Origin of the sequence: Comamonas sp., assembly GCF_036643215.1 — a bacterium.
In the GTDB taxonomy this organism is placed as follows: Bacteria; Pseudomonadota; Gammaproteobacteria; order Burkholderiales; family Burkholderiaceae_C; genus Comamonas.
Genome location: NZ_JAVXSJ010000004.1, coordinates 59392 through 72195, shown reverse-complemented (window position 1 = coordinate 72195; position 12804 = coordinate 59392). Strand labels below are relative to the sequence as shown.

General features: G+C 60.7%; 14 protein-coding genes. 11 read left to right on the top strand and 3 right to left on the bottom strand.

What is annotated here, in order from left to right; all coding sequences use genetic code 11:
• Positions 1–39 precede the first annotated feature (39 nt).
• Entirely contained in the window at positions 40–1104 is a 1065-nt protein-coding gene (locus tag RSF91_RS04680; protein ID WP_332567323.1) for a sensor histidine kinase, read from the bottom strand.
• A 524-nt stretch (positions 1105–1628) separates the two neighbouring features.
• Between RSF91_RS04680 and RSF91_RS04675 the strand changes: the two genes are divergently transcribed.
• The 8 genes from RSF91_RS04675 to RSF91_RS04640 all read left to right on the top strand — a co-directional run bounded on the left by RSF91_RS04675 (position 1629) and on the right by RSF91_RS04640 (position 8526).
• Positions 1629–2012: a VOC family protein gene (locus RSF91_RS04675; protein ID WP_332567322.1), complete on the top strand. Its 384-nt coding sequence runs from the start codon at positions 1629–1631 to the stop codon at positions 2010–2012.
• Positions 2013–2240: 228 nt separating this feature from the next.
• On the top strand, positions 2241–2483 hold the full coding sequence (locus tag RSF91_RS04670) for a hypothetical protein (RefSeq protein ID WP_332567321.1): 243 nt from the start codon (positions 2241–2243) through the stop codon (positions 2481–2483).
• Between the two features lie 163 nt (positions 2484–2646).
• Positions 2647–3258 (top strand): class I SAM-dependent methyltransferase, encoded by a 612-nt coding sequence (locus RSF91_RS04665; RefSeq protein ID WP_332567320.1) that lies wholly within the window; start codon positions 2647–2649, stop codon positions 3256–3258.
• A gap of 77 nt (positions 3259–3335) precedes the next feature.
• Positions 3336–4112 (top strand): hypothetical protein, encoded by a 777-nt coding sequence (locus RSF91_RS04660; RefSeq protein ID WP_332567319.1) that lies wholly within the window; start codon positions 3336–3338, stop codon positions 4110–4112.
• 85 nt (positions 4113–4197) lie between these two features.
• Positions 4198–5037, top strand: a complete 840-nt coding sequence (locus RSF91_RS04655) for a tRNA-uridine aminocarboxypropyltransferase (RefSeq protein ID WP_442878803.1) — start codon at positions 4198–4200, stop codon at positions 5035–5037.
• 173 nt (positions 5038–5210) lie between these two features.
• On the top strand, positions 5211–6167 hold the full coding sequence (locus RSF91_RS04650; protein ID WP_332567318.1) for a transporter substrate-binding domain-containing protein: 957 nt from the start codon (positions 5211–5213) through the stop codon (positions 6165–6167).
• A 59-nt stretch (positions 6168–6226) separates the two neighbouring features.
• Complete coding sequence (locus RSF91_RS04645) at positions 6227–6988, top strand: sterol desaturase family protein (RefSeq protein WP_332567317.1); 762 nt, start codon at positions 6227–6229, stop codon at positions 6986–6988.
• A gap of 440 nt (positions 6989–7428) precedes the next feature.
• Positions 7429–8526 (top strand): acyltransferase family protein, encoded by a 1098-nt coding sequence (locus tag RSF91_RS04640; protein WP_332567316.1) that lies wholly within the window; start codon positions 7429–7431, stop codon positions 8524–8526.
• Positions 8527–8532: 6 nt separating this feature from the next.
• Here the strand turns inward: RSF91_RS04640 and RSF91_RS04635 are convergent, their stop codons facing one another.
• Positions 8533–9201, bottom strand: coding sequence for a DUF924 family protein (locus RSF91_RS04635; protein ID WP_442878802.1), 669 nt, complete (start codon positions 9199–9201; stop codon positions 8533–8535).
• 325 nt (positions 9202–9526) lie between these two features.
• Here RSF91_RS04635 and RSF91_RS04630 point away from each other — a divergent pair, with 325 nt between their 5' ends.
• On the top strand, positions 9527–10009 hold the full coding sequence (locus tag RSF91_RS04630) for a DUF1439 domain-containing protein (RefSeq protein ID WP_442878801.1): 483 nt from the start codon (positions 9527–9529) through the stop codon (positions 10007–10009).
• A 66-nt stretch (positions 10010–10075) separates the two neighbouring features.
• Here RSF91_RS04630 and RSF91_RS04625 read toward each other — a convergent pair whose 3' ends face one another.
• Positions 10076–10888, bottom strand: coding sequence for a substrate-binding domain-containing protein (locus RSF91_RS04625; RefSeq protein WP_332567314.1), 813 nt, complete (start codon positions 10886–10888; stop codon positions 10076–10078).
• Between the two features lie 163 nt (positions 10889–11051).
• On the opposite strand from RSF91_RS04625, the gene RSF91_RS04620 reads away from it, so the two are divergent.
• Together RSF91_RS04620 and RSF91_RS04615 are read left to right on the top strand one after the other, a co-directional pair.
• Positions 11052–11930, top strand: a complete 879-nt coding sequence (locus tag RSF91_RS04620) for a LysR family transcriptional regulator (protein WP_332567313.1) — start codon at positions 11052–11054, stop codon at positions 11928–11930.
• A 51-nt stretch (positions 11931–11981) separates the two neighbouring features.
• A complete protein-coding gene (locus tag RSF91_RS04615) occupies positions 11982–12698 on the top strand; it encodes a glutathione binding-like protein (protein ID WP_099739269.1) in 717 nt (238 codons plus the stop codon).
• The last annotated feature ends 106 nt before the right edge of the window (positions 12699–12804 follow it).

Sequence of the window (12804 nt, the reverse complement as noted above, 5' to 3'; positions counted from 1 at the left end):
ACCAGCGCTCAACCAATAAGCGCTACAGCCCAAAACACCTTAATCCTCAGAACCCAGCACCACCCGAGCCGTCAACGCCGTCCGCCCGGCTTGCGAGTCAATTCCCAGCATCCCGCCGACCCGCGCAACCCGCACGGCCATGGATCGCATGCCTATGCCCAGGCCCGATGCATCCACGGCCTGCACGTCAAAGCCCACGCCGTCATCTTCGATCTCCAGCACCAGCGCATGGGGTTGACGCTGCGTCAGCAACAGGCGCACATGGCGGGCCTGGCTGTGCTTGATGATGTTGGTCAGCGCTTCTTCAATCAGCCGAGTCAGCGCCAAGTATTGCAGCGCATTGGGCGGTGTGCTCCAGTTTTGAGGAAACTGCCAGTCACAGCGGATGTCAATGGCCTCGAACAGGTCGTTGAAGCGGCGGCGCAGGGGGGCCAGCCATTCTTGCGGTGTGGCGGGCACGCGCACCTGGGCTGAGGCGTTGCTGTCAATGCTCTGGCGCAGGTCGCTGCGGATGAGTTTGAGCATGGAGAGCACCTGGGGCCGGGTCAGAGAGGCGCTGCCTTGCTCGACGGAGGCAATCATGTGGACCAGCTCGCCGCCCACGCCGTCGTGCAGGTCGTGGGTCAGGCGCAAGCGCTCTTGAAGGCGGGCGTTGGAGAGCTTTTCGGCCTCCAGCTCGGCCCGCAATTGCTCGTTTTTCTTCTGCTCGGTGATGTCGAAGGTGAAGCCGATCAGGGCGGTGGTCTGGCCCTGTTCGTCGCACAGTACATGCACGACTTCCTTGACCCAGACAAAGCGGTTGTCGCTGGTCTGCGCGCGGTATTCGGCTTCGTGATCGACCCCGGCGATGCAAAGCTCCACGCAGCGCGAGACGGTTTGTTCGCGCTCGTCGGGGTGGATGCGCTCGGCCCAGTCATTGACGGTTTCCCAGCTTTCGGGGCTCCAGCCCAGCAGCTCTTCGATCTGAGGGCCGATATAGCTGTACTTCTTGCTGGCCCAGTCAATTTTGAAGGGGATCGCCAAAGTGGATTCCAGCAGGGTTTGGTAGAGGCCGTTGTCTGTGTCGGGCTCCAGGGTGCGCAGGCGGGGGGGGCGATCAAGCATGGGGCGCTCCTGTGGGGTCAAGAGGTGAGTGGATGGAGGGCAGCTCGTTCCAGAACCTGTAGACATAGCGGTACTCGGTCTGCAGCCGGGTCTGGGTGTGTGGTGGCCGCTACCTTGTGCGTAGTTATGGCCCTGGCAGTCATTGGTTCTTATATGTAACCAAGTTGTAGCAGTCTAAATCAAGGAGGAATGATGGCCTAGGGGGGTATGGGGGCGCGTGGTGAGTGTTTGCTTGTGCGGGTTTGTAACTGTGGTGCGCAGTGCTTGGAGCATCAGGCAGGGCATGTATGGCGTGGGGCGGTGATGCGCATGAATGTGCGAGCGCAGCATCTGCACAGGCAAAAACAAGCGGGGTATGCCATGGCGTTTTGTGGTTTTGATAGCTGCTGGCGCTTATTCAGAAAGCGCTGTAGCCCTTTTTTCATCAAAGAAATAAGACGACTGCTCCCACGAAAAGCCCGTTACGATGGCCCCCGGATTCCCCGTTATCGGCCTGAAACCGGGCTCACCAAGGAGACACAACCATGTTTAGTCACATCATGTTGGGCGTGAATGATCTGGAAGGCGGAAAGCGCTTTTATGACGCACTGCTGGGCCAGCTGGGCATTGCGCCTGGCGTTGCCAACAAGAACCGTTTTTTCTACCGCAGCCCCACGGGAACATTTGCGATCACGACGCCGATTGACGGTTCTCCCGCCACAGCGGGCAATGGCGCAACCACGGGTTTTGCGGCGCAGTCTGTTGAGCAGGTGAACGCCGCCCATGCAGCGGGTGTGGCGGCTGGCGGCCAATCGATTGAAGATGCTCCGGGCTGGCGCGGTGAGGGCGTGGGTGCGCTGTATCTGGCGTATCTGCGTGACCCATCGGGCAACAAAATTTGCTTGTTGCATCGTCCGGCGAAGGCTTGACCTCCTGAGGCGCTGTGCGCCTTCTCCCTCCAAAGGGTAAGACACCGTGGCTGTGGGGCGGCCCTTGCTAGCTGCCCCTGGGGGCAGGGCGGTAAAGCCTTGAGAGACTGAGTTGCAAGCGGTGATGCTGACCCTGTCGCCGGTGAAAAATCGGGGCAGGCGGCACAATGGCTGCTTTGCAGCGCGGGCATGTGTCCGGGTTCTGCACCACATTCCAGTAGCTTTTTCATGACCAACACCACCAATCCTGCCGAAGACCATCTGTGCGCCAGCTGCGCCGGCATTCAGCGCAACTGGCGCAAAGCCCCCGGCCATGCCGAACTGATGCAGCACGGCAACCGCAAGGAAGATCGCGGCTCCAACTCGGTGACGGTGACCCGTTATGTCTGCGAGCGTTGCGGCACGGTGTGGGATTACGAAAACAACAAGCAGGATCAGCGCAAGGGCTGGTCTGTGATTGGACGAATTTAATCCCCCTGAGGCGCGGCGCGCCTTCCCCCTTTCTCGCTTCGCGGAAGGGGGACGACAGCGCAGCGTAAGGGGCTGCCCTTGCTTGCTGTCTCCTTGCTGAGTCAGCGTCGGTTTTTGAAGTTTCGGCGTCTTCGGGCGCCGTTTGTTTTTTGAAGGAGGCTGCGTGCAATCTGCAAGTAACGAGTGGTTTGACGAGGCGTATTACCAGCGCTTTTACTTTGACAAAAAGACCAGCGTGATCGACCCCGAGCACGCCCGTCGGCTGGGTGCGTTTGTCTGCTCGTATCTTGCGTATCTGCGCGTGCCTGTGCAGCGCGTGCTCGATGTGGGCTGCGGCATTGGCCTGTGGCGCGAGGCGGTGGAGGCGCACTTTCCCGGCGTGAGCTATCACGGTGTGGAATTCAGCCCCTATCTGTGCGAGCGTTATGGCTGGGAGCAGGGCTCGGTGGTGGACTATCGACCTAAGGATGGCCAGCCGTTTGACCTGGTGATTTGCCAGGGCGTTCTGCCGTATCTGAGCCCGGCTGATCTGAAAAAAGCGCTGACCAATCTGGGTCGCCTCTCGCGTGGCGGTCTCTACATCGAAGCCGTGGCCAAAGAAGACTACGAGCGAGACATCATCGATGAAGACCTGACCGATTCGCGCCTGTACCGCCACCGTGCCGAGCTGTATCGCCGTGGCCTGCAACCCCACTTCAAGGAGCTGGGCGGCGGCGTGTGGCTGAGCCGACAGGCTGAGTTGCCGCTGTTTGAGCTGGAGTGCGTCGGCGGCTAGCCTCTGCGTCGCCTTGGTGTTTTGAGTGCGCCCGCATATAGTGCGCGCTTTGTTCAAAACACTGAGAGGGAAAAGCCGTGAGAGCTATCAAGAACACAGGCGCTAAGGCTGCCGTACAGAAACTGGGTCTGCTGGCCTGTGCGCTGCTGCTGGCCGCCTGCGGCAAGCAGGAAGACAAGCCTGCCGCCGCGACTGCGCCGCAGACCGAAGCAACGGCTGCAGCCCCTGTGGCGGCCCAGCGCGTGGTCGATCAGCTGATGAACAGCGACACCATCGGCATGAATCTGGCCTATGTGGAAAAGCTGGCTGGCCCGGCCATGCGCTCTGAGCAGCATCGCCACCTGTTCAAGGTGGATGGCTGCGAGCTGACGCTGCGCACCGATGATGCCGACAAGGTGGTGCAGGCCGTGGAAGTGGCGATCACGCCCAGCTGCAAGGTTTCGCTGGAGCCGGTGCTGGGCAGCTTTGCGGGCACACCGCCCAAGCAGTTGCATGAGCTGACCATGGGCCAGTTTGAACAGATGCTGGGTGGCTCTTATTACGCCGACTGCCTGACTATGTGCGGCAACGCGGCCGACCCTGAGGTTCAGTTGATTGCCGAAGGCCCGCGCGCGCTGCAATTCATGGAGTTCGCTCTGTCCGTGCAACTGGTGGGCGATGCCTCGCTTGCCGCTGCAGACAAGTGGCGCGATGGCATGAGTAAGGCAGAGTCCGAAGACTATGTGCTGGATACGCGCTTTAACTGCGAACCCCAGCGCTTCAGAGAGCTTGTGTCTCCTGCCTTCGCTGCCATCCAGCCAAGCCGCTTTGTGTTTGGCAGCGGTCTGGGCTTTCAGAATGGCGAGTGCGACTGATCTCACGAGGCCATCGCGGGTGCTGCTGCAGCACTGAGGGCGAGAGAGGACAATAGGCCGACTTTGTTGTTGCCGGTGCCCTCTCTTGTCTGAATTTACGCCCTTGTCGTCTTCTGCTGCCGAGCCGCAGAGACCCCTTACCGCTCTGCGCAGCGTGGAGTCTGCCGTTGCGCCCCACGCCGTGTCGCGCCTGCGCACGGCGCGGCTGGCGCGCAGCACGCGGCCGTTTCTGGCGCGTGGCGGCCCCAAGGGCGAGCGCTGCGAGGGCTGCCGCCTGCGCCCCTCGCACTGCATGTGCGCGCTGCGGCCTGAGCTGACGACGCGTGCGGCGTTTTGCGTGCTGATGCATGACGCCGAGCCGCTCAAGCCCAGCAACACCGGCTGGCTGATTGCCGATGTGGTGCGCGAGACCTATGCCTTTGGCTGGTCGCGTACCGAGGTGGATCCGCAGATCGAGGCCTTGCTGGCCGACTCTCAGTGGCAGCCTTATGTCGTCTTCCCCGGTGAATATGCACAGTCGCCCGAGCGCGTGGTGCAGTCGCTGGATGAACCGGGCAGGGCTGCGCTGCAAGCGGGCAAGCGCCCGCTGTTTATCTTGCTGGATGCGACCTGGTCCGAGGCGCGCAAGATGTTTCGCAAGAGTCCATATCTGGATGGATTTCCGGTGCTCAGCCTGCACCCAGATTTGCTCTCGCGCTATCAATTGCGCAGATCCAAGCGCGATGACCATTTTTGCACCAGCGAGGTGGCGGCGCTGTGCCTGGAGCTGGTTGGTGATGCACCCGATGTGCATGCCGGTCAGGTACTTGAGAGTTATCTGGGCGTGTTTACCGAGCGCTATCTGCAAGCCAAGCACCAGCAAAACGCCGATGAAGCCAGCAGCTCCCACCAGCGCCTGCGCGAATTAATGGGGTCAGCCCCGTGAAACGCGACGTATAGAGCCCGGTGTGGAATAAGCATTCCACTGAAAGCAATAAGTGAGCAACGACAATCAGACAAGGGCCTTGTGTACATGGACATGAGGTGTTTGCCGGATTGGGTTGGTGATAAGCGCCGATGGCCATAGGTCTCGGCGCTTTTGTTTTTGGAGTGTGGGTGATGAGCAAGTCGTTGAAATGGGGTTGGCTGGCAGCAGCGCTGGTGTGCGCAGGTTCGGCCATGGCAGCGGGCAAGCCTGTGAAGGCAGAGCTGGGTGCCAACATTGATACGACTGTTGATGTCTCCGCATCGCCCACGCTGCAGCGCTGGCAGGCCGGCGGAACCGTGGTTCTGGGCACGCGTGAAGCGGCCACGCCTATGGTCTATGCGCTGGGTGCGAACGAGAAGTTTGTCGGCTATCACATGGAGCTGTGCGAGCGCGTGGTGCAGGCGATTGCGCCCAAGGCCCAGCTCAAATACATGGTGCTGACGCCGCAGAACACCATGCCGCTGATCCACAACGGCACGGCTGATTTCAACTGCGCCAGCATGACCAACAACCTCACGCGCCAGAAGCAGGTGGCCTTTGGCCTGACCACCTATGTGAGCGAGGTGCGCATGGCCGTGCGCGCCGATTCGGGCATCACCTCCTTCAAGCAGTTGCAAGGCCGCAATGTGGGTGCCATCACCGGCACGACGGCGGTGCAGATTCTGCGCAAGTACGCCAGTGACAACGCGCTGGATTTCAAGACGCTGATGAGCAAGGACCAGTTCGAGAGCTTTATGCTGCTGGAGTCGGGCCGCGTCGATGCCTTTGTGCTGGACGACAACATGCTGGCCGGCGTGATTGGCCAGAGCAAGAACCCCAAGGGCTACAAGATCGTGGGCGAGGTGATTGGTGCCGAGCCCATCGCCATCCAGTTCAGCAAGAACGACCCGCAGATCAAGAAGGCCGTGGATGGAGCCATCCTGCAAATGATCCGCTCGGGTGAAATTCACAAGCTCTACGCCAAGTGGTTTATGCAGCCCATTCCACCCAAGAACGTGAACCTGAATCTGCCCATGGGCGAGATGCTGAAGAAGCAGCTGGCAGCGCCTAACGACACGCCGCTGGAGCAGTTTGTATTGCCCCAATAAAGCGGCAAAGCCACATCAGCCGATAGACTGCAAGGCATAACTCAAGGGGAGTGATTGCCGTGCTGGAGTATCTGGTCTACCCACTGATTGCGCTGATGTTTGTGGCGGTCTTCACCCGCGAGGTGATTGCGCCCGCGTCGCGCAATCTCTGTGACCGGCGCTGGCTGATTTACAGCAGTGCCTTGGGCGCGCTGACGCTGGTGTGCACGCTGGCGCTGGGCTGGGTGCTTGAAGCGCGCATTCGGCAGCACGCGCTGCTGGATGTGGGCGCGCGCTGGAACCCGCTGCTGGTGGGGCTGCTGAGCTTTTTCATCACCAGCTTTGTCTTTTACTGGTGGCACCGCGCCACCCATGCGTCTGATCTGCTGTGGCGCATGTTCCACCAGCTGCACCACAGCGCGCGTCGCATCGAGGTGCTGACCTCGTTTTACGCCCACCCGCTGGATTCTGCTGCGGCCATGCTGTTGAGCGTGATCTCCAGCTACTGGGTGCTGGGTGCCAGCCCTGCCGCAGCGGCGGTGGCACTGGGGCTGACCGCAGCGTTCGATCTGTTCACCCATGCCGACCTGCGCACGCCGCGCTGGCTGGGCTATGTGCTGCAGCGCCCCGAGATGCATACCGTGCACCACCAGCATGGCCACCATGCGCAGAACTATGGCCTGCCGCTGTGGGACATGCTGTTCGGCACCTGGGTCAACCCGGCAGAGCGCGCGCAGAAACTGGGGTTTGACGACGATAAGTCCGAGCGCATTGCCGAGATGCTGCTCTGGCGCGATGTGCACCAAAGCGCCCCGGTCTGCGGGCGCAAAAAGCGTCTTTGAAATTATCTTTGCATTATCAAATTTGATAGCTGCTAGCGCTTGCAGATGTTGCGAAGCAGGGCATTTTTGTTCTTAATTGTTAAAACAGCTTTCGAATATCCATCCCTTGGACAATCGCCGGGGTTTTTGGTTTTGGATATTCGAAAAAATCTGTTTAAATCCCCCGAATCTGTTCACTTGTCAACAGATAACCAGCCGCCTGGCTGCGGGCTCGCGCCATTTTTTGCTGCTTGATTGCGGTGGATGAAGGACAGCGAGGCCTGCACAGTTCAGGCGCTTTGAGCGTGCTCCGCGCGCTCTGCGACCTCGGGTCGCTGCAAAGAGCTGTTACTGCCTCTTTGCGCAAACTCTGAATACTGCAACAGCCGTGCATGGGCATGGCTGTGTTTTGTGGATCGCAAGCTCGGCCTGTGCCTGAGCGAAAGGAAAGGTGTCCGGTTTTGGTGGAGTCAGCTTTCAAGCTGCGCTACAACCCAGCGCTTGATGGGTTGAGAGGCATTGCCATTGTGCTGGTGCTGCTCTCGCACGCACATGCGCCGATGTTTGATGGCGCGTTCTTCGGTGTCGATCTGTTCTTTGTGCTCAGCGGCTTTCTGATCACATCACTGCTGCTGATGGAGTTCCAGCAGCATGGCAAGCTGGATTACTGGCGCTTTTACCGCCGCCGCTTTTTCAGACTGATGCCGGCGCTGGCGCTGTTTCTGGGCACCTACTGTGTGGTGGCACCGTTCCTCTGGCCGGATTTGACGGACATCTACTCAGACGCACTGGTCTCCATCCTCTACCTCGCCGACTACGGCATTGCTTTCTTCGACAGCCCGGACACGCTGCTGCACATGTGGTCGCTGTCAGTGGAGGAGCATTTCTATCTGGTCTGGCCGCCGCTGCTGGTCTTGCTGCTGCGCAAGGCCGCGCCGGGCCGGGTGTGGGCACCGCTGCTGGCGCTGTGGGTGTTGAGCACGCTGTGGCGCATCTTCTGGGTTATGCAGGACCAGAAGTTCTACGAGATTTTCTTCCGCTTTGATACCCGCGCCTCGGGCCTGCTGGCCGGTGCATTGCTGGCGGCGCTGACGCTGGAAAAGCCCAAGTGGATTGAGAGCCTGCAATCCCTGCGCGCCTACACCATGTGGTTTGTGCTGGCCGTGCCGCTGATCATGGAGCTGGAGTGGGACAACCAGCACGCCATGGTCTGGGGCATTACGGTTGTGGAGTGTGCCGCACTGGTCGTGCTGCTGGCCGTGCAAAAGCCCACGGGGCTGGTCTATGAAATGCTGACAGCGCCGCTGTTCATCAAGCTGGGCCAGCTGTCCTACGGCATTTACCTCTGGCACTACCCGGTGGTGCGCTATTTGCGGGCCGATTACTCGTGGCCGGTGACGGTGGTGCTGGGCCTGCTGATTTCGACGGCACTGTCTGCCCTGTCGTTCTATACGGTAGAGCGCTGGGCCATGCGCTACCGCGATGCGGGCAGCAAGCCTGCGCGTCAGCCGCAGCCGCGCAAAGAGCCCGCGCTGCGCGAGGCGACGCGCGGCTCGTAAAGGTCGTCAGAAGCCAGAGCCGGGCTGGGCCAGATACGCGGCTTCTTCCGCCGTGCTGGCACGGCCCAAAATTGCGTTGCGGTGCGGAAAGCGGCAGAACTGCTCAATCACCACCTGATGGCGGTGGGCGTAGTCCAGTGACCCGGACAGGTACTCGCGCAGCTCTGCATCTTCGGCGGCCTGATGCATGGCATCAAATGCCGCTACGCAGCGCTGCTGCATGGCAGGGTCTTCGGCATGTTCCAGCGGCAGGTACATGAAGACGCGCACCACCTCGGGCAGTTGCTGGTCAGCCCCGGACTGCATGGCCTGCAAAGCCAGCGTCAGCGCCTGCGGGTCGCCCGAAAAGCTTTTGGGTGTGTTGCGAAAGATATTGCGCGTGAACTGGTCTAGCAACACCACCAGCGCCAGATGCTGCCACGGTCCTTGCGTAGACCAGTGCTGCAGGCCGCCACCCAGGGCCGCCTCAACCGCCACACCAAAGCGTTCGCGCAGCTCCTCATCAAACGCTGGGGACTTGGTAAACCACCGGCTCTTGTACTGCAAAGCCTGTGCGTTGCCGGGTCTGGCGCTACCAAACCATTGGGTCAGAACCTGATCGGGCAGGGTGGCATCTGCGGCCGCTGCTGCCAGGGCCTCATGGGTGGGAGTGGGGTGAGCATTCATGTAAGTCATTGTGCATGGAGCGCTGCGGCGGCTTTTGCGTCAACCTGCGCGCAGGCGGGGCGTTAAACAACAGACTTTTACCTGCAGATAGTAAGAAATGGGGAACCTCAAACACCCATCGAGACTCTGTGGAATAGCAAGCGAGAGACAATGGATGATTCAAAAACCATAGCGTTAAGCACTGGTTGATCAAGCGTTCCCATTGTTTTTGAATCAGATTTTACGGAGTTGGGTGGTCGTGATGAATCGGCGCGCATGGTTGATGTCGGCAGCAATGGGCCTGGGTATGGTCGCTGCAGGTTGCTCGGGCAAATCAGTGCCTAGCAGCGTAAGTGTGAGTCAGCAGAAACTGCAGGAGATGCTGGCCAAGCGTTTCCCCATGGAGTTCCCCGTGGCGGGGTTGCTGCATCTCGATTTGAAGGCTCCGCAGCTGAGCATGCGGCCCGAGCGCAATATGCTCAACGCCGTCATTCCGGCAGAGCTGAGCGGCAAGGTGCTCAAGGAGCGTTTCAGCGGTCTGCTGGATGTGGATTTCGCCCTGCGTTACGAGTCCTCGGACCGCACGCTGCGCGCTCACCAGATCAAGGTCAACCAGCTGAGCATTGATGGCCTGTCGCCCGCGCTCAGCGATATGCTGGGCACTTATTCCACGGCACTGGCCGAGCAGGCCATGGGCCAGGTGGTGCTCTATCAGCTGACGGATCAGGATTTGGCGCTGGTCGATGCGCTGGCCATGGAGCCCGGTGCCATCACGGTCACGGCGCAGGGCCTGACGGTGGCGCTGGTGCAAAAAGCGCCGCAAGGCATCAAGCGCTGAGTTTCTCCAGCTGAAATACCAAAGCCCGCACGGCCTGCCTGCGGGCTTTGTCTTTTTCGGAGTGGATTAGCGGGGCTTGGCAATGGGCTCCAGACCCGTGTCGCGAATGGCTTTGGCGGCGGCGGGTGAGGTGTAGAACTTCAGCAACTGCTCCAGCCCCTGCGGGTTGGTGGAGGTGCTGGCCGTGCCCGCCGAGAACAGTGTGTAGTGTTGAACCGAGTCAGGCAGCGTGCCGGCATAGCTGATGCCTTCAATGGGCAGCAGCTCGCTTACCTGCTGCAGGCCGATTTCTGCCTCGCCTCTGGCCACGATGGTGCCCACGCGCTCAGTCACGATTTTTTTGCTCTTGGGCATGACCTGATCGTGAATGCCCAGCTTCTTGAGCATCTGGGTTTCGTAATAGGTACCGCTGGCGCTGGCCGAGTAGGCAATGCTCTTGGCATTCAGCAGTACCTGGCGCAGCTTGTCCTCGGTGCTGATGTCGGGGAGGGGCGCGCCTTTCTTGACGGCCACGCCCACGGCGGAGCGCACCAGATCGATCTGCGTGCCTTGTTTGACCAGCCCCTTGGCCGCCAGATCATCCAGCGCACCGCGCGCCAGAATCACCACATCGGCCTTCTCGCCCTGGCTCAGACGGTTGGGAATAGAGGTGGGCGATGAACCCATGGAGGAGCCATAGGCAGATTCCACCGCAATGCCGGTCTGTGCCGTGAACTGCGGTGCCAGCAGCTTGTGCGCTGCCGTAAAGCCGCCCGAGGTCATGAGACGTACGGGCTCTTTGCTGGTCTGGCTACTTGGCTGCTGGGCGCAGCCAGCGACCAGGGCAACAGCGCTGATCAGCAGGGCACGGCGGGCAGTGAAAAGGGCAAAGGCTTGCATCTTGTCTCTCGGTTCTTGATTAGGTTCAAATGGCCTTGAACCCTTATTGAATAAGCGCAAGCAGCTATGTTTGTCATAGCTTTTGCGGCTGATGGGATTGTGAAAAGTCACGGTCTTTCCGTCCAATACCGTTTGCGTCTGGACTTGATACGAAAATCGTCCTATGGATTTGCGCCGCCTCACTTGTTTCCTGGCCGTGGCCGATGAGCTGAACTTCAGCCGCGCCGCCCAGCGCCTTCACATGAGCCAGCCCCCGCTGAGCCAGCAGATACGCCTGCTGGAGCAGGAAATGGGGGCGCAGCTGTTTGAACGCTCGCGCCGGGCGGTCACGCTGACGCCTGCGGGCCTGCTGCTGCAGGAAAAGGCCAGGCAGATTGTGGAGCTGCACCAGCAGGCCGGTGAGCTGTGCCGCATGGCAGCCCATGGGCTGGCGGGGCGGCTGCGCATTGCTTTCACCGCCTCGGTGCCGCTGTTTGACGAGTTCTCGGCCATGCTGCGCGACTTCCGCACCCGCTACTCCGAGGTAGAGCTTGATTTGCAGCACATGACCACGGGTGAGCAGATTGCGGCGCTGACTGCCGGGCAGATTGATATTGGTTTTATGCGGCCCTCGCCCGCGTTTCGCATTCCCGTGCCCATCCGTGAGCAAACGCTGTGGCGCGACGAGCTGATGCTGGCCTTGCCCGCCAGGCAGGCGGCAGATTCGCTGCCCGTGGCGCTGAGCGCTCTGGCCGATCAGCCCTTTGTGCTGCACCCCACCGTGCTGGGCGGCGGGCTGCACGAACATATTCTGGCGCTGTGCAGCGAAGCCGGCTTTGTGCCGCGCATCGCCCAGCCCGCGCGCGAGACCTCGACCATGCTGGCGCTGGTGGCCGCAGGGCTGGGACTTTCCATCGTGCCCAGTGTGTATGAGCGCATCTGCCCGCCCGGCGTGGTGCTGCAGCCGCTGGCCGATGCCGCGCGCCACTCGCGCATTGCCATGGTGAGCATGCAGCAGGCACCATCGCCCTGTGTGCAGATGTTCTGGCAGCTACTGCGCTGAGCAAGCTCTGCCGTTACGATGCGGCAAAGCATTTTTTCAGGAGACCGCCGCATGACCCGCACCCTCGCCGACTTTTCCGTCACCCGCAAATGGCCTGCTCAGCACCCCGAGCGCATTCAGCTGTATTCGCTGCCCACGCCCAATGGCGTGAAGGTGTCGATCGCGCTGGAGGAAATGCAGCTGCCTTATGAGGCGCATCTGGTCAGCTTTCAGACCAATGACCAGCTCACGCCCGAGTTCGTGGGCACCTTCCCCAACAACAAGATTCCCGCCATCATTGACCCGCAAGGCCCCGGCGGTCAGCCGCTGGCGCTGTTTGAGTCGGCCGCCATCCTCATCTATCTGGCAGAAAAGACCGGCAGCCCGCTGCTACCTGCAGACCCTGCTGCGCGCTATGAAACCCTGCAGTGGCTGATGTTCCAGATGGGCGGCGTCGGCCCCATGTTTGGCCAGGTGGGCTTCTTCCATAAGTTCGCGGGCAAGGATTTTGAAGACAAGCGCCCACGTGACCGCTATGTGAATGAATCCAAGCGTCTGCTGGGTGTGCTGGAGCAGCGTATGCAGGGCCGAGAGTGGATCATGGGCGAGCAGATCACGCTTGCGGACATTGCCATCTGGCCCTGGGTGCGCAATATGGTGGTGGAGGCAGGTTACAACGCCGCTGAGCTGGTGGGCTGGAGCGACTTCCCCGAACTGCAGCGTGTGCTGGCCGCCTTTGTGGCCCGGCCAGCCGTGCAAAAAGGTCTAAACATGCCGCCGCGTGACTGAGCGGCTGCGATCTTTGTCGCTGTTGCAAAACCTGAAAACACTGTCCTGCCAGTGATGTCTTTCAAACAGGTGGTCAGGCCTTATCTTTGAGACTCAGGCCCTGCAG